This is a genomic window from Pedobacter sp. 01N416 (genome assembly GCF_056399685.1).
Map to the genome: position 1 here is coordinate 1 of NZ_JBFTRT010000069.1, position 17199 is coordinate 17199.

The 17199-nt window shown below is 40.5% G+C and carries 13 protein-coding genes; 5 read left to right on the forward strand and 8 right to left on the reverse strand.

Translation table 11 applies throughout. The features are described from left to right. Positions 1 to 304: 304 nt before the first annotated feature. The 6 genes from AC1DND_RS06030 to AC1DND_RS06055 form a co-directional block, all read right to left on the reverse strand. Positions 305 to 472: an SDR family NAD(P)-dependent oxidoreductase gene (locus AC1DND_RS06030; RefSeq protein WP_477579920.1), complete on the reverse strand. Its 168-nt coding sequence runs from the start codon at positions 470 to 472 to the stop codon at positions 305 to 307. 3 nt (positions 473 to 475) lie between these two features. Continuing rightward, complete coding sequence (locus AC1DND_RS06035; RefSeq protein ID WP_477579922.1) at positions 476 to 1522, reverse strand: alpha/beta hydrolase; 1047 nt, start codon at positions 1520 to 1522, stop codon at positions 476 to 478. Positions 1523 to 1533: 11 nt separating this feature from the next. After that, complete coding sequence (locus AC1DND_RS06040) at positions 1534 to 1950, reverse strand: cupin domain-containing protein (protein WP_477579924.1); 417 nt, start codon at positions 1948 to 1950, stop codon at positions 1534 to 1536. A gap of 90 nt (positions 1951 to 2040) precedes the next feature. Further along, the gene (locus tag AC1DND_RS06045) at positions 2041 to 2493 is read right to left on the reverse strand and encodes a cyclophilin-like fold protein (protein ID WP_477579925.1); all 453 of its coding nucleotides are present in this window, start codon (positions 2491 to 2493) and stop codon (positions 2041 to 2043) included. Positions 2494 to 2510: 17 nt separating this feature from the next. Continuing rightward, positions 2511 to 3107 carry a sugar O-acetyltransferase gene (locus tag AC1DND_RS06050; protein ID WP_477579927.1) on the reverse strand — a complete coding sequence of 199 codons (597 nt, stop codon included), beginning with the start codon at positions 3105 to 3107 and terminating at the stop codon, positions 2511 to 2513. 85 nt (positions 3108 to 3192) lie between these two features. After that, positions 3193 to 4071 carry a helix-turn-helix domain-containing protein gene (locus AC1DND_RS06055; RefSeq protein ID WP_477579929.1) on the reverse strand — a complete coding sequence of 293 codons (879 nt, stop codon included), beginning with the start codon at positions 4069 to 4071 and terminating at the stop codon, positions 3193 to 3195. Between the two features lie 227 nt (positions 4072 to 4298). Between AC1DND_RS06055 and AC1DND_RS06060 the strand changes: the two genes are divergently transcribed. Both AC1DND_RS06060 and AC1DND_RS06065 read left to right on the forward strand, forming a co-directional pair. After that, positions 4299 to 5240, forward strand: a complete 942-nt coding sequence (locus AC1DND_RS06060; protein WP_477579931.1) for an SDR family NAD(P)-dependent oxidoreductase — start codon at positions 4299 to 4301, stop codon at positions 5238 to 5240. Between the two features lie 72 nt (positions 5241 to 5312). Then, positions 5313 to 6209: a helix-turn-helix domain-containing protein gene (locus AC1DND_RS06065; RefSeq protein ID WP_477579932.1), complete on the forward strand. Its 897-nt coding sequence runs from the start codon at positions 5313 to 5315 to the stop codon at positions 6207 to 6209. Between the two features lie 402 nt (positions 6210 to 6611). On the opposite strand, the gene AC1DND_RS06070 is transcribed toward AC1DND_RS06065, so the two are convergent. Then, positions 6612 to 6821, reverse strand: a complete 210-nt coding sequence (locus AC1DND_RS06070; protein ID WP_477579934.1) for a hypothetical protein — start codon at positions 6819 to 6821, stop codon at positions 6612 to 6614. Between the two features lie 718 nt (positions 6822 to 7539). Between AC1DND_RS06070 and AC1DND_RS06075 the strand changes: the two genes are divergently transcribed. Genes AC1DND_RS06075 through AC1DND_RS06085 form a run of 3 tightly spaced genes read left to right on the forward strand, consistent with a single transcriptional unit; the run spans position 7540 to position 13812 of the window. After that, positions 7540 to 10890: a SusC/RagA family TonB-linked outer membrane protein gene (locus tag AC1DND_RS06075; RefSeq protein ID WP_477579935.1), complete on the forward strand. Its 3351-nt coding sequence runs from the start codon at positions 7540 to 7542 to the stop codon at positions 10888 to 10890. A gap of 9 nt (positions 10891 to 10899) precedes the next feature. Then, on the forward strand, positions 10900 to 12390 hold the full coding sequence (locus AC1DND_RS06080; protein WP_477579937.1) for a RagB/SusD family nutrient uptake outer membrane protein: 1491 nt from the start codon (positions 10900 to 10902) through the stop codon (positions 12388 to 12390). 6 nt (positions 12391 to 12396) lie between these two features. After that, complete coding sequence (locus AC1DND_RS06085) at positions 12397 to 13812, forward strand: arylsulfatase (protein ID WP_477579938.1); 1416 nt, start codon at positions 12397 to 12399, stop codon at positions 13810 to 13812. A 465-nt stretch (positions 13813 to 14277) separates the two neighbouring features. Here the strand turns inward: AC1DND_RS06085 and AC1DND_RS06090 are convergent, their stop codons facing one another. Continuing rightward, positions 14278 to 17052, reverse strand: a complete 2775-nt coding sequence (locus AC1DND_RS06090; RefSeq protein WP_477579939.1) for a substrate-binding domain-containing protein — start codon at positions 17050 to 17052, stop codon at positions 14278 to 14280. Positions 17053 to 17199 lie beyond the last annotated feature (147 nt).

The window sequence follows — 17199 nt, forward strand, 5'->3', positions numbered from 1 at the left end:
ATCTTAGAGCGCTCGTTACTAGCGATAGTTGTAAGATTGCTTCGTTGGCTGAAAAAGCCTTCTCGCAATGACGATAATCTGAGGAGATTTAATTTTTAAATTCTCCTGTCATTAATATTGATTTTTATAAATAATTACCCCCTCAGTGTGACAAAAATGTTAGATAAGCAAACAGAAGAGGCAGTCTATTTATACTTAAACTATTTTTTTCTACTTTATAAATTCCTACATTATGGATCACTACATCAAAAGTTCCCCAAGCGCTGGCTTTTTCAGCCAATGCCTGGGTTTCCTCAATACAGGATTAATCAGCAATCAGAATATCTGCTGCGCCTTTTACTTTTTTGGCAGTTTCATCTGCCCTTTGTGCATTTTTTGTGTGCAAAAGCATCTGATGACCCACTGCTATTAATTGCGTCGCTGCCAATTTTCCAAGCCCATCTGCAGAACCTGTAACAAGTATTTTAGCCATTCATTACTTTAAATTAGTTTTAAAGAAACTATCCAGTTTGTCAAAAGGGATTACATCCACTTTGTCATACAAATCTACATGAACGGCTTTTGGAATAATAATCAATTCTTTCGGTTCATTCGCAATTTTGAAAATATCTTCACTGAAATATCTTGAATGCGCATTTTCTCCAGCAATCATTAGCATTGGTCTTGGCGAAATTTCTTTCACATAACTTAAAATTGGCATATTCATAAATGAAATTGGATTGGTAATCAGCCAGGCCCCGTTTGAATTAACTGAATTGACCTGAAAACCACGTGGGGTTCTATAATAATCGAAATATTCTTTTACAAATTGTGGTTCATCGCCTTTCAATGTTTCCGGTAAATTTCTCGGACCATCTGCAGGTTTTCCGGCTTCGGCATCCTTCCAACGTTGCTCGCTTAAATTTTCCAGCGTTTTGGTTCTTTGCTCAAGCGTCACAACATCATTGTATCCCCTCGATATTACTCTGGTCATATCGTACAAACTTGTAGTGGCAACAGCTTTCACTCGTTTGTCAATCGCAGTTGCATTCAACGCAAAACCTCCAAATCCACAAATCCCAATGATGCCGATTTTGTTTCTGTCTACATTTTTCTGTAATCCCAGAAAGTCAATTGCGGCACTGAAATCTTCGGTGTTGATTTCCGGTGAAGCTACATTTCTTGGTTCGCCACCACTTTCACCGGTGTAAGATGGATCAAATGCCACAACAGCAAAACCACGTTCTGCCATTTGATTGGCATACAATCCTGATGATTGTTGTTTTACTGCTCCAAAAGGTCCGCCGATTGCCAATGCCGATAATTTTTTGGTTCCTGTATTTTTTGGAAGGTATAAATCTCCGCTTAATGTAATGCCATATCGATTTTTGAAGCTTACTTTTTGACGGATTACTTTATCGCTGAGTTGGAATGTATAATGTGCTTTTGATGTATTCATTTTTTCTGAATCTGATTTTACTTTTTGTGCAAATAATTGTCCTGTTGCCAGGAATAGTATTGCGATTGCTAATGCTTTTCTCATTTTATTTTGATTTATTTTTTATTAATTGAATATTGCTCATCTGTTACGGCTTCCTTCCAGTTTACAATGCCTTTTTCGGTATTTGGAACGATGTACAGCTGCTGCAAACCTACATCAGCACTCGCTCCGTGCCAATGCCTTACATTTGGTGGGCATTTTACGACACTTCCTTTTTTGATGATTTCAACAGGCTGTCCTTCGATTTGATGATAGCCCACTCCGTCGGTAATAATGAGGATTTGGCCCGCAGGATGACTGTGCCAATGGCTTCTGGCACCGGGTTCGAAATATACATTGCCAACTAATGTATTGTAAATGCTATCTGAAGCAACCAAGCTGGTAGGATAAGCACTCCCGGTAAAGGTTGCGCTCGAGCCTTTTTCTCCCCTAGGAAAAATTTCGGTTAGTGCGCTTTTATCATTTTTCATATTTTCTTTATTTTGATTGTTGCAGGATAGTGCTGTCAGTGAGATAGATATCCATAGCAAAGTGGGCTTATAGCTACTTTTCATTTTATGCTAATTATTTTCAAATTTTACGATCACATTTCCGCTACCCAACGCCTGGGCAAGCCCGGTAGGATTGTCTACATATCCAAGTTTTGTATAACTGTATGAGCTGTTGAAATTTTTATAAAAAAGCACCAAAACATTGTTTTCGTAAAGCGTTAGGTCACCAACTTTTATATTACCTCCAACTATAGCATTTGTAGGCAGCGGGCTGGGAAAATCGTAGTATTTTTCATTGTCATTTAGTTCAGTCATATTTATGGTAAGTGGCAGCCTGGCTTTAAATGCAGCTGCACTTGGGTTGTCATATAATACTGCTGTAAAAACTGATGAGCCAATTGTAATTTTCATTTTAGTTGTATTTGATGACGTATCCCGGGTTTCCGCTTGTACAGGATTTTCATCCTTGGAACAGGCGTTAAGTTGCATACCAATCATCAGAACCAGAATTATAGCTTTCATTTTCATCGTTAATCATCTTAAGGTTGAATAGTTTTAATGAACTTTGCCGGAATTCCACCCACAACTGTATTGTCAGGAACATCTTTTGAAACTACTGCTCCTGCTGCAATTACAGCATTTTCTCCAATGGTTACACCTGGTAAAATAGTCGCACTGGCGCCAATCCACGCGTTTTTTTTGATGTGAATGGACTTGCCTATCAGTCCGTTTCTCTCCTGAGGATTTAATGGATGATTTTCTGTAATGAGGCTGACTTTCGGACCAATTAAAACATCATCTTCAATGGTTATTCCGCCCAATGCCAGAAAGGTGCAGTCGAAATTGATGAATACGTTTTTGCCAATGTTAATGTGCCTGCCATAATTAATGTATATCGGCGTGAAGACGGTAACATCCTGAATTTCTTTATTTAGAATTCCGCTCAGTATTTTCGAGATTTCTTCAGGATTGGAGGAATTATTCATCTGAATAAGCAATTCTTTCACTGCGAATGCTTCTTCCCTCAATCTGCCTATTTGCGGATCGGTGGGAAGTATGGTTTCACCAGCTAATAGCCGCTCAAAAATATCTTTTTGAGATGGCAAAGAACCAGGAATAGGGTTTGAATCTGACATCGTATTTGGAGTTGATTATCAGCTACAAAGTTAGCCCTGTCTTTAGGCAAGATAGTAACGATTATCAAACCAATGATTAAGAAAATCAAACTTCTGCTAAACGAAATGCAGTAGGATTGGTTCCGGTAACTTTTTTGAAGAAATTGTTGAAGTAGGTGGGGTAGTCGAATCCTAGCGCGTAGGCGATTTCTGAAATGCTCCAGTCGGTGTGTTGCAAAAGTGCTTTTGCTTCTGTAAGAATTCGATCGGTAATATGGGTAGTTGTTGATCTTCCGGTTACTTCTTTTACTGCACGATTCAGGTAATTGATATGTACATTCAGATGCTGTGCATACTGTTGTGCAGTTCTTAGCTGAAGCGGATTTGCAGTAGTTTCAATTGGAAATTGTCTTTCCAGCAACTCCAGAAAAACAGAAGTTAATCTCGAGGAGGCATTTTTGTTTTTCTCGTAACCTTCCGAAGGTTCCATCTTCAGTGATTCGTGGATAATCAGGCTGATGTAATTGCGAATCAACTCATCTTTAAATACATAATCACTTTCTTGTTCGGTAATCATTTTCTGAAAAATGGTGTTGAGAAATGTTCTTTGCTCTTCGGTTATTTTCAAAACAGGCGTTCCGCCGATTTTAAAAAAGGAAGATTGTTGCAGGCTTTCAGATCGTTCGGAATTTTTAAAGAATTCTTCCGAAAAAAGAATGGTATAGCCAACATAAGCCGTAGAAATGGTTTCCCAGGAGTAAGGGATGTGCGGATTTCCAAAAAAGAGAATCGTTCCTTCCTGCTCGTAAGTTTTATCTGAATAGTGAATCCTGCTTTTTCCAGTCGTTAAGCAGATTTTATAGAACTCCTTTCGGCTATAGGTACGGGTGTCAGCAGTGTCTTCTTCTATTTGAAATGCTTTAAAACCTTGCAGTTTCAGCTCATTGTTAAACTTAGAAATTGCTCTTGTTACCTTCTCTTTCATTTAACAAAATTAAGAAATTCAAATATATCTATCGGGGTTCGCCATTTTATTTTTAAGAAGCCACATAATGTATTAGCGGTAATTCAGCAGGCCAATTCGAAGCCTCTACAACAGTAAAAAGCAATCTTCCGTAAAAATGTATCACATCTTCCCACTTCTGTATAACTAACCTAAAGTGTCCTTGTCTCATCTTTGCTTCATCGTTTAACAAAATAAAGATTATAATAATGAGTAAGACAATTCTAATTACAGGAGCATCGTCAGGATTTGGACTAATGCTTGCGAAAAACCTTCATCAGAAAGGTTTTAATGTTATCGGCACCAGCCGTGAACCACAAAAGTACCAAGAGAAATTCCCTTTTAAACTACTAAAGCTTGATATTGATGATGACAGTTCAATTCGATCCTTTGCGGAACAAATTGCAAATGAAACCAAACAGTTAGATGTTTTGGTGAACAATGCAGGCTTTATGGTTACTGGTATTGCAGAAGAAACGCCTATAGCTGTTGCAAGGCAACAATTTGAAACTAATTTTTGGGGAACAGTAAAAGTGACCAACGCTTTATTGCCTATTTTCAGAAAGCAAAAATCCGGGCAGATCATTACCGTCAGTTCTATAGTTGGTTTGATTGGCCCACCAAATTTATCTTATTATTCTGCTTCGAAACACGCTGTGGAAGGGTACTTTAAATCATTGAGGTTTGAATTAAACCCATTCAATATTAGCGTTAGCGTGGTTGAGCCTGTTTGGTTCAAAACTAATCTTGGACACAATTCGATTGCATCAACAGGCAATATTGCCGACTATGATGCATACAGAAAAAAAGTAGATGCAGCAACGCAAAAAGGTATAGACGAGGCGCAGTCACCCGAAGTTGTGGTTTCAAAAATCACCAAATTAATTGAAGCTAAAGAGCCGAAATTCAGTAACCCCGTTTTACCACAAGCCAGAGCCACAAGGGAAAAAATATTGTTGGAAGAAGGTTGCGAGACATTTATTTTAACAACTAAAAAAGAAAGTGAGAACACATTAGTTATTTTTGCAGTGTACACATCGCAACAAACTTATGAATGGCATCTGGAGCAGGATTATGTCAAAAGTTTCTTTAATTTTTTAGATGGAAAACTGAAAACTGTACCAGTGGTGACTTATCTGAAGGAGGTTTGAAACAGGGTAAAACAATAATTACTTTATTAAAAGTCTACCTTCACATATCAAAATTTTAATTCATCATAAATCATGAAGCACTATAAAACAATCACCGAACTTTATACTACGAATGGCTTTCTTCCGYCAGAAAATCCGATGTTGGGTTTAGTAACGTTTGAAGATATAAAGGGGTGCCAGTTTGTAGAAACTGAGTTTACCCTGGGCTTCTATAAAATAGCTTTGAAGAAGGTAAAGTCGGGCAATGTGATGTATGGCAAAACAAAGTACGACCATGAAAACGGTTCTATGTTTTTCCTAAGACCCAATCAAATCGTGCAGATGAATGACATAGAACTCACCGAGAAAGGTTTTATGATTTATTTTCACGAAGATTTTTTAGTCAATCATCCATTACATTCAAGTATTCAGAAATACGGTTATTTTGATTATGAAGCCAATGAGGCATTGCACATTTCACCCAGAGAAGAAGATATACTTTGGGATTTGTTCAATAAAATAAGGGCCGAATATTATAATAACCAAGATGAGTATAGCAGAGACATTATGCTAACCCATATCGATTCTATTTTAAAATATTCCCAACGTTATTACAAACGCCAGTTTCTAAATCGGACAGTACTTTCGGGTACAACAGTTTCGAAATTTACCAATCATTTAAAAGCATATTTTGATAGTGGCAAACTTAAAGAAGAGGGATTGCCAACGGTAAAATATATGGCATCTGAATTATCCTTGTCAGCAAGGTACTTGAGCGATTTATTAAAACAGGAAACGGGCAGAACGGCATTAGACCATATACACATTGCATTGGTGATGGAAGCAAAAAACTTGTTGATGAGTACCGACAAAACTGTTGCGGAAACAGCCTATCAATTAGGATTTGAAAACCCACCGTACTTTTCAAGGCTTTTTAAGAAAGAAGTAGGAATTACACCTACTGAATATAGGGAACAGTTTTTAAATTAAAAGAATATCTTGATTTCCCTGCCACTTGGGATTGACGGCGTTCTTCTGTATAACCTGTGTTTTTTCTAAGCAAGCTAGCATGATGCCTAAACTATTCTTTAATATATATGTCCACACACGGTAGGGCATAAGAGCTGGTATCGCTATACCAACATTAAATTCTTATTATTTTGATGCCCGGTTCTATATATGGGATTTCTTGGTCGTAATAAGCCTCTATAGGGATTAAGAAGTTGTATCATAAAGGCAATTCAGCCCAGATGCTGTCATGTTGTCCAAAGGACTCCTACGGAGAGCCTGTCGAAACACCTTAAAGCGTATTTAAATAAGTCCTTCGACAAGCTCAGGATGACAAATATATAATGATGATACAACCTCTTAATATTACTTTGAACTGAATTCCTAAGGAGAAGGGGCCAATAGCACAGCATCGGCAACTGCTTTTGTTCCGTTCGATTTGATTTCGATATATGGCTGGTTACTGCCCGAAAATGAATATTTGCCAAGGCTCACCCATTCTCCCGAAGTTTGACCAAGTACTTTCACATCGGCACTTTTTATCAAAATGGTTTTGTAGCCTTTGCCATCAAATATTTTAATAAGGAATAACAAAGATTGTTTTATGAATAGAATAATTTTTAAGCATATAAATTGTTATGCCATCGTTGCCGGAAGTTGAAAAATTATCAAAGTCGTAAATTTTGTTAAATGTTTGTAGGCTATGTTAAGATAATATAATTTTGTCTACTAATACTATAGATTTAATATATTATGATGTTCGAAACAGTTACTTGTCCCCTTAATCCGATCTCTAATACATCCTACAATAGCTTTGGTTGCCGTTGTTGAACCTGGTTTTCTCTAGTTTTTAGTCTCTTCTCTAGTTTTTGTTTTTTTTAAATGACCGCATGGAAGGGAAATAATCAAACCTAAGTAGATATGCTAAAGTCATGACCTCTGTATAATCTTAACATGATATGGGAATGAAATAAAGGAGTCGCTGACCGATTGGAAATTATTGAATGGATAAATAAAATCAATTATAAAACACAATACCCAAAGGTATAGAAAGGAGCTTACAAAAAATAAGATAGTTACTGAATATAAATAAGGGAAAATGCGTTTTTGCATTCTCCCCAAATTTCGACCATTGCCGGAGATCAATTGGCGTTGCATCCGGTCAGTTCATTCAATGATCATGTCAAAATTATGAATTCTGCACGGGAATTTTTCATATTCCTAAAGCTTGTTGCAGTTTCATGATTGGCATAAAACAATATAAATTATGAAAATAAGCGGAAAGTCCAGGAAGGACTCGCATAGTAAATCTTTGTCAAAAATACTTTTATTGCCCTGCCTAACGGGAATTCTTCTGATTTCCTCTGTTCTGCAGGCCAGGGCAAAAAGAAGCGGCGAAGAACAAAATATTAACCTCCTCTCTCATCCAAAGGTAGCCGTTGTGGCAAATTTGACAGTATATAATTTTCTCGGTGCTTCTTTTGAGATTTCAAATATCTCTGACCTACGATCGCAGACTGTTACAATTAAGGGAAAAGTAATCGATGAAAGGAACCTTCCCCTGCCTGGCGTAAGCGTTAGGATCAAGGGAACTGCCCAGGTGGTATCAACCAATCCCGATGGCGAATTTCAACTGGTTACCGAGCTAAATCAGCCTACGTTGGTTTTTACCTATGTAGGTTATAAAACACAGGAAGTGGTTTACAAAGGCCAGCCGCTCTCAGTAAAACTTGATCCTGATCAAAGTAAGCTTGAAGAAGTACTTGTGGTAGGATACGGTACGCAAAGAAAAAGCGATGTATTGGGCTCAGTAGCCACTTTTAACGCAAAAGCAGTAGAAGAAAAGCCGATATCAAGAGTTGAACAGGCGCTTATCGGCCAGATGGCCGGCGTTCAGGTAAGGCAGCAAAGTGGCACGCCAGGAGCTGGTTTAAGTATCCAGGTACGTGGGGCTGGCTCTATCACGGCAGGTAATGAACCCCTTTATGTATTGGATGGCTTTCCTTTGGATGTAGCCAGTCAGAATGCCTCCGGAGGTATTTCGAACAGTCCACTAGATAACCTCAACCCTAACGATATCGAGAGTGTTCAGGTATTAAAAGATGCCGCTGCGGGAGCCATTTACGGTTCGCGTGCCGCAAATGGGGTAGTAATTATCACAACCAAAAAAGGTGTTGCGGGCAAACCAAGGATTAGTGTGAATGCGAATGCAGGTATTAGTTCGGTAGCCAGAAAGATCGATATGCTGAGTGCTGATGAGTGGGTTGCCCAGGCAACAGAACTGGCCAACAATGCATGGGTAGCTTCTGGTACAGGAAGAACTGCTACCCAAACCAATGCTGAAAGAGCCGCTATTTTAGGCCTTGCACCAGGTACCATTAACACCTCTTTTATGACCGATCCGAGATGGGCACAGCCTGGACACCCCGGACTTGATTATGTAGATTGGCAGGATGCAATCTTCACCAGTGCACCTTATCAAAATTATGAGGTTTCAGCAAGTGGAGGGGCAGAAAATGTGACTTACTTTATTTCAGGTAACGTTCTTAACCAAAACGGAACGTTGATTAATTCCAATTTTAAGAACTATGGTTTAAGGGCCAATGTGGAGGCCAATGCCAGTAAGAAGCTTAAATTCGGGATCAACCTTGCGCCATCTTATTCTGTTAATAATGCACCTCCGGGGGAAGGTAAGGACAATCAGCTCATGAATGCCTTGCAGATGGTGCCGGTAGTTGAAAGTTCGGCAGGCTTAAATTCTGGCGCTTATGGAAACAGTACCTACACCTGGGCGAGCCCAAGATTAATCAGTCCGTATGCCTATCTGGAAACCGCAATGAACAAGGTAAAAACCTCAAGATTATTGGCTTCGATATATGCAGATTATCAAATAGTTAAAGGCCTATCATTAAGGTCGAGCGTAAATTATGATAACGTTGATCGAAATACTTCAAAATATACATCCGATCAGGTTACCGTTGGTGCAGCATCAGCTTTATTAACCAATCCTGGTCTTTACTCAACCGGCTCTTACGCGGTAACCAAGAAACAAAACTTTCTTAACGAGAATACCCTTAACTATACCACAACAATTGCCGGTGTCCACAAGATTTCTGCCATTGCAGGAGTATCCTATAACATCGTACATACCGAAGGGGTAAGCCTTGCAACGGCCGGAGGTTTTGCCAACGATATCATCAAAACCTTAAGTAATGCCATTGCCAACGCTGCAGGAGTAACCACTACAGGAACTTCAACCGCAGCTAATAACACCTTATTCTCTTATTACAGCAGATTACAGTATGCTTTTAAGGATAGATACCTCTTATCTGGTACCATCAGAAGGGATGCCTCTTCTAAATTTGGATCTGAAAACCGCTGGGGAACCTTTCCTTCGGTATCTGCCGGATGGAAAGTTTCAGAAGAGTCTTTTCTTAAAGATGTTAAAGCCATTAGTGAGTTAAAACTAAGGTTAAGCTGGGGTAAATCGGGCAACAACAACATTGGCGACTATAATGCCATAAGCACCCTGATAAATTCGAATTACGTATTTGGCGGCAATACACCAACAACGGCTACCGGGCAGGTGGTTTCGGGCCTTGCCAATAAAGCGCTGAAATGGGAAACATCCAACACCTACGATCTTGGTTTAGACCTCAGCCTTTTGGCCAACAGGATCAATTTCACCTTCGATGCCTATCATAAAAAGAATACCGATCTGTTGTTAAACCTGCCGGTACTATCAGCAAGTGGTTTCAGTACAAGTTTACAAAATATAGGTGCGGTGGTGAACAAAGGATTGGAGTTTGGACTGAATACGGTAAACGTTAAAACAGCCAATTTCACCTGGACAATGAGCGCCAATATTGCCTTTAACAAAAATGCCATAACCGATCTTGGCCCAACACATGCCGATATCGAAATCGCTTCTGCCTATAGCGGTAGCAATGCGCCATATCTGCTAAGGGAAGGACTCCCTGCTTTCAGCTATTACATCACTAAAACCGATGGAATTTTAACAGCTGCTGATATTGCCAATCCGGCTGTGGCAAAAGTATCCGGACAGAAAATTGGCGATGCGAAATACGTTGATACCAATGGCGATGGAAAAATCAGTGCTGCCGATAGGGTAGTTGGCGGACAGCCTTCTCCCAAATATACCTGGGGTTGGTCAAACAATTTTAAATATGGGAATTTCGACCTTGGTATACAGCTATATGGCCAGCATGGAGGTTCGATACTTTCCTATCTGGGCCGTGCAATCGACTTTTCGGGAAGTACAACCGCAAATGTTCTTGGGGTATGGAGAGACCACTGGACGGCAGCAGATCCCAATCCGGATGCACCAAGGGGCAGGCTGGGCGCAAACTATACTTATCCAAATGTAACCTCTGATTGGGTTTACTCCAGCGATTTCTTTCGCGTGCAGAACATTACCTTGGGCTATAACCTGAAGGGATTGATCAAAACTCCTGGCATTTCTTCGGCACGAATATTTGTGACATTGGAAAACTATTTCTCTCATGATAAATATAAAGGGGGGGCGAATCCAGAGGCGCAGAATACGAACGTAAGTGGCGATGCCAGCTATGCAATATCAGGCGATTACGGTTCCGCACCATTAAGTAAAACAGCTTCAATTGGAATAAACATTGGCTTTTAGTAGAATAAGATGAAAACGAAAATATACTTAACCCTGTTCTCCGCGATACTGCTGTTGGGCAGTTGCGAAAAACAATTAAATCAAACACCAGAGTCGAGTTTGGCTACAGMGAATTTTTTTACCAATAATAACGACTTTCTTCAGGCTGTAAATGGGGTGTATTCCCAGTTGAGCAACTATCCCAGTCAGGCACTATGGCTCAGTGAAATGCGCAGCGACAACTTAAATGCGACTTCTGATGGTAACCGTGATTGGGACGGGATCAATAATTTTACACCGAGTATTACCACAACAGGATTTATCACTACAGCCTGGAAAGCCAATTTCAATGGCATATATAATGCGAATACCGTTCTGGCAGCATTAGAAACCAAAGGAAGTGTGCTTACTGTCGCAAATGCAACAAGGTATGCCGCCGAAGTCCGTTTCTTAAGGGCATTCTATTATTTTTCTCTGGTCAGGACTTTTGGCCAAGTGCCATTAATATCGACGGTAAAAAGCGCTGTGGAAGTAGCAAGCATTCCACGTAGTCCGGTAGCTGATGTTTATGCACTGATCGAATCTGATCTGCAGTATGCAGCGGCCAACTTACCCGCAACTTTTACAGGGATTGACCTTGGAAGACCAACTTCCTATGCTGCAAAAGGGCTGCTGGGATTGGTTTATCTCACCAAATCGGCCCCAACATATGGTATAAACGGACCTGGCCTTAACAGCAATGAATATGATAAGGCCGCTGCTTTGTTCGATGCAGTACTTACCGGGAGTCCCTATAGTTTTGCCTCCAATTATGCATCAATCTTTTCCTATACCAACGAAAACAATAGTGAAGTGGTGTTTGATGTACAGTTTGCTTCGAGTTTAAACGGAGCAGGTTTTCCTTCCCATTTGGTACCTGTAGCTTATTGGACCAGTAATGGTATTTCCAATAGTTTTGGAAATGGTTATGGAGCCAGTACTTTTCCGGTATCAAAAAGTTTGGTCAATTCATATACCACTAACACGGTTAGCGGAACAGATCTTCGGTATCCTTTCAATGTAGCAACTACCTATACCACTGGTCCTTTTATCAAAAAATACATCGATGTGGCCAAAAAGGGCCTGTCGGGCAAAGACTGGCCGATTAATTTTATCGTACTACGTTATACCGATATATTGCTCATGAAAGCCGAATGCATCCTTCATGGTGCGGCGGGCACTCAAAGTGATGTAGACGCGGCTGTGAACAGGGTGCGGGCCAGGGCTGGCGTAGGTGCATTATCGAATGTAAATATTCAGACCCTGATGCAGGAGCGGCAAAGGGAGTTTTTAGGCGAAGGGCTCCGCTGGAACGACCTTGTGCGCGAAGGTCTGGCCGTCTCGCAGATGAATGCCTGGAGAGTAGCCGATGCGATCACGAAAATTAATGAAATTGTGACGAACTATGTCATTTATCCGGTGCCTGCGGCAGAAATTCAGACTGCACCTGGCCTTTATACTCAAAATCCGGGCTATAACTAGTATATTATGGGAAGAATAAGACCTCAATTCAATAAAATGATCAAAAGAAGTTTAATCATCATAGGTTTTTCGTTGCTGTATAGTGGTGCAATATTTGCCCAGCGAAAGGCTGGGCAAAAGCCCAACATTGTTTTTATTTTGGCCGATGATCTGGGTTATGGAGATGTTGGTGTTTACGGCCAAAAACAGATCCTCACGCCCAACATAGATAAGCTGGCCAATGAAGGAACACGGTTTACCGATTTTTATGCCGGTGCTCCGGTCTGTTCACCCTCACGGGGATCTATTCTCACAGGTCTCAATACCGGGCATGCTACAATTAGGGGCAATGCAACCGAACAAGGAGGGCTCGCGGGGAAAAAAGGAAAAAATGTGGTGTACCGGGCCAATCTTACCAAGGATGATTATACTATAGGAAACCTGATGCAGGATGCCGGTTATAATACTTCGCTGGTGGGAAAATGGCATGTGGATGGATATGATTCGCTCGCTACACCTTTACAAAGGGGCTTCGATAAATTTTCGGGATGGCTGATCAATATTCCCTCAACCTACGCAAGCACTTATTGGCCTGATCACCGTTATGTGAATGGTAAGCTCCTGAAGGTAGAAGCAAATACCAATGCAAGAAAAGGCTATTACGAAACCAATATCTGTACAGATGAAGCACTGGCTTATCTGGAAACCCAAAAAGATAATAAAAAGCCTTTCTTTTTAATGTTGAACTTTAATAATCCGCATTCACCGCTGGATGTGCCAGACCAGGCCATCTATAAGAATAAAAACTGGCCTGAAGATATGAAGACCTATGCGGCTATGGTATATTATTTAGACCAGTCGGTAGGTAAAATAAAAGATTACCTGATTAAAAGTGGCTTGTCTGAGAATACAATTGTATTTTTTGCATCAGATAACGGCCCAAGGTCGGAGCCGACCAGTCAGCTGAAAGCGGTATCCGAATTCTTTGATTCGAACGGTAAACTTAAAGGGTACAAAAGGGATATGTACGATGGAGGGATCAGGATTCCGTTTATCGCATGGGCGCCCTTTATTAAAAATGCGCCGAAAACAAGTGATGTACCAGGGTATTTCCCTGATATCATGCCAACTTTTGGAGAGATTGCCGGTAAAACAACTGGATTCCGTACAGACGGCACTAGTATATACCCGGTTATTAAGGGCAGCAAGGTTAAAACTGACCGCTTTCTATACTGGGAGTTTTTTGAATTGGGCTTTGAGCAGGGCGTGCGTTATGGTCGGTGGAAAGGGGTGAAAAGACATCATAAACTCGAACTTTACGACATTAATACGGATATTGGCGAAACCAATGACGTGGCTGCTGCCCATCCTGATATTGTAAAGAAAATYGAAGATTATCTTTCAACCGCCAGAACAGATTCGCCTTATTGGACGGTAAAATAAAGGCAGTATTCTCCATCTATTTTCGATCTGGAACTAACGGTTATAGTTAAAATAGTTTAAGAGCTTGTTTAAGTTTGATACAATTATTTTACTTATCTAACGTTTTTGTCACACTGGGGGGTAATTTATTGTATAAAAATCAATATAAATGATATAAGGATTTTTAGCGTATTGTAAGCTGCGAGGAATCGTCATTGCGAGAAGGCTTTTTCAGCCGACGAAGCAATCTTACAACGATCGCTACTAGTGTGCGCATTAAGATTGCTTCGTGCCTCGCAATGACGACCTTTCTATGGAGGTCTGTCAATGGTAGCGGAGTCGATTGCTTTTAATGTATCGAAAAACGGGTCTTCGACTACGCTCTCCACAGGAGTCCTTTGGACAGACTGGCATACTAATAATTTATAATAAAATTTAAACAGGCTCTAAGTCTGTAAGTGAAATGCAACACATTTTCAAATTTAGCTATTGGGTTGGGGATTGGTTTCTCTTAAACTCACTTGGTCTCATGCCATATTTCGATTTGAATACCGTCGAAAAGTAATTTGGTGAAGAGAATCCGACCATATAGGTGATTTCTGCGATTGTATACCTTTCATTGATCAATAGAAATTTTGCCTTTTTTAGTCTTCTGTTTATGATGTAATCTGTTACACTGCAATCGAGCAAGGCCTTTACTTTTCTGTATAACTGTACCCTTGAAACTCCCAGGGCTTTACTGATCTCCTCTACACTGAAGTTTTCATTGCTTAAGTTCTGCTCCACGAGACCGGAAAAATCATTTACAAATTTTTTATCCAGGCTTTTTGAAATAGGTTGCCTGTTTCCAGAGCTGATGTCGCTTGTGTAATGAGACTTTAGCAGGAGTCTGTTTTTCATCAGGTTCCGCACAGTAGCCAGTAAATATTCATAATTGAAAGGTTTTACGATATAGGCATCTGCCATACTCTCGAAACCATTGATCTGCTGTTCTACACTGCCCTGTGCGGTGAGCAGGATGATGGGGATATGAGATGTACGAATGTCGGATTTGAGCTTCTCTGTAATTTTCTTCCCTGAAAGATCTGGAAGTACCACATCGCAGATAATCAGATCTGGGACTTGCTCGTAGGCAGAAGTGATCCCGCTCTCTCCAGTATTTGCAATAAATACCTCGTATTCCTCATCAAGTTTCTCAGCCAGATAATGCAGAAGGTCTGCATTGTCTTCGATTATCAATACCGACCGTTCTTTTAATTCACGCAACAAATCATGATTCTTTTCTCTATTGAGATGCTCTAGTTCGCTCGTATAGATTTTCGCATTTTCATAAAGTTCTTCTCTTTCCGCCTGTTGGGTGTACTTCTCTTCTTCCCGAAGGTGTGATGACCCAAGGGGGAGGGTGACGGTAAATATAGTACCCTGCCATTTCCGGCTTTCTACGGTTAGGTCTCCATGTAAAAGATTCATCAGTTCCTTCGAAAGGGAAAGGCCCAATCCAGATCCTTTTCTTGCGTTCGAGTCTGCCTGATAAAAATGTTCAAATATATGGAGGATTTCTTCCCGATCCATTCCAGGTCCATTGTCTTCCACTTTGATAGAGATATGAGCATCGTCTTTACTCACTGTAACGTGAACCGTTCCATTGGCTGGAGTAAATTTTAATGCGTTAGATATCAGGTTGAAGATTACCTTATCGAACATGTTCACGTCAAACCATACTGTTATATCCGATTCTTTAGTGAAAAGTCTGAGGTCTATGTTCTGTTTTTTTGCAGCGAGCTGAAAGGTCTCAATGATGTCTGCAATGAAATCTATAATATTGTTAGATGTCGATCTTATGCGCATCTTACCATACTCAATCTTCCTGTACTCAATGAGCTGGTTGATCAGGCGCAGCAGGCGAAAAACATTTTTATTGATCAGTTTTAGGTTTTTTCCTGCAAGGGTATTAATTTTTTCATTATTAAGCAGATCTTCCAGGGGAGAGAGTATCAGGGTAAGGGGGGTGCGGAATTCATGAGATATATTGGTGAAGAAGTTCAGTTTGGCCTCTGTCGCTTCTTTAGCCTTTTCAGACATCTCAATAAGCTTATTACGCTGGTTAAGGATTTCCAGGTTATTCGCCTCCAGGTTTTTGTTGATCTTCCTGTTTTCCAGTAGGGAGAAAAAAGCAAGTCCCCCAAAAACCACAGAGAGCACCAGGGTAACCACAGTGATGTTTAATGTAAGCTGTTGATTGTCAAACAAAGAACGTTGTTCAGCCAGGAGTGATTGTTGCCGCTCAATATCTCTCTGCTGGCTGCTAAATTTGTTCCACTGCAGTTTCATGAGCTGAACATTCGATGAATCTATGACCACAGACTGAAGGATATTTTCTTTGAGGATGGATTCTTTTCCAAGGATACGGAATGCTGTGGAAATTGCCTCTTTGCCTCCCGTTGGATAAAGCATGCTGGCATCTATCACTTTGCCATCAATCATCTGGAGGCCACCCCCTTGTCCAGGTAGCGCATCTATACCTATAATGGCCACCTTCCTTTTTATTCCGAGTTTATCTAACGCTTCCCTGGCTGCAGAAGCCATCTGGTCATTGTGAGCAAAAATTAGGTCTGTGGTACGCAATGTCTCCTTCATTTTCAGCAGTTCATCAATAGCGTGCGATTTTAACCAATCGCCATAGATCTGATTCGAAATTCGAATATCAGCGGATTTTTGGAGCCCTTCGGCAAATCCTCTCTGGCGCTCTATTGTGGGAGAGGAGCCGGGAAGTCCCATGATTTCCAGAATATTTCCTTTCCCTTTAAGCAGACCGGATACATATTGCCCGGCCATCTTGCCAATCTGATAGTTGTCTGCACCGACATAAGCGGTATAAGCGGAAGATGATGTTTTCCTATCGATAATAACCACAGGAATGCCACTATTATAAGCTTGTTCAACAATTGGAGTGAGTGGCCGGGCCTCGTTAGGGGATATAATCAACAGGTCAATATTCATTTTTAATAGTTCCCCTACCTGTGCGATTTGTTTTCTATTGCTGTTGTTTGCATCTCTATATACCAATGTGGCACCCGGATGCAGCGAAAGCTCCATTTTCATCTCTTCCAGCATGGTTCTCCTCCACAGATCTGAGCCAACGCATTGTGAAAATCCTATAACATATTTTGCTTCCTTTTTCTTGTCGCTACAGCCACAAAGAATAGCCGTTAGGATGACCAGTATAAGTATCCTATGAAGGAAGTGAAGTCTTGCGCTCATATTTATCATTTTAATAAGGGCAGTGCCTGGCACCGGTTGTATCTGGTTAGGATCCTGTTTGTAAGAAAATAATTCTAAAGATAATCAAATTTGAAACTTTAAGGAATTGGCGCTCGGCTGCGAGTGGGAGGATGAAAGGTGCAGATG

What these genes read in the sequence shown, in the direction of transcription:
- AC1DND_RS06090 (WP_477579939.1), bottom strand. Translation starts at nt 17,052, where the DNA reads ATGAGCGCAAGACTTCACTTCCTTCATAGGATACTTATACTGGTCATC.
- AC1DND_RS06050 (WP_477579927.1), bottom strand. Translation starts at nt 3,107, where the DNA reads ATGTCAGATTCAAACCCTATTCCTGGTTCTTTGCCATCTCAAAAAGAT.
- AC1DND_RS06030 (WP_477579920.1), bottom strand. Translation starts at nt 472, where the DNA reads ATGGCTAAAATACTTGTTACAGGTTCTGCAGATGGGCTTGGAAAATTG.
- AC1DND_RS06045 (WP_477579925.1), bottom strand. Translation starts at nt 2,493, where the DNA reads ATGAAAGCTATAATTCTGGTTCTGATGATTGGTATGCAACTTAACGCC.
- AC1DND_RS06055 (WP_477579929.1), bottom strand. Translation starts at nt 4,071, where the DNA reads ATGAAAGAGAAGGTAACAAGAGCAATTTCTAAGTTTAACAATGAGCTG.
- AC1DND_RS06060 (WP_477579931.1), top strand. Translation starts at nt 4,299, where the DNA reads ATGAGTAAGACAATTCTAATTACAGGAGCATCGTCAGGATTTGGACTA.
- AC1DND_RS06040 (WP_477579924.1), bottom strand. Translation starts at nt 1,950, where the DNA reads ATGAAAAATGATAAAAGCGCACTAACCGAAATTTTTCCTAGGGGAGAA.
- AC1DND_RS06035 (WP_477579922.1), bottom strand. Translation starts at nt 1,522, where the DNA reads ATGAGAAAAGCATTAGCAATCGCAATACTATTCCTGGCAACAGGACAA.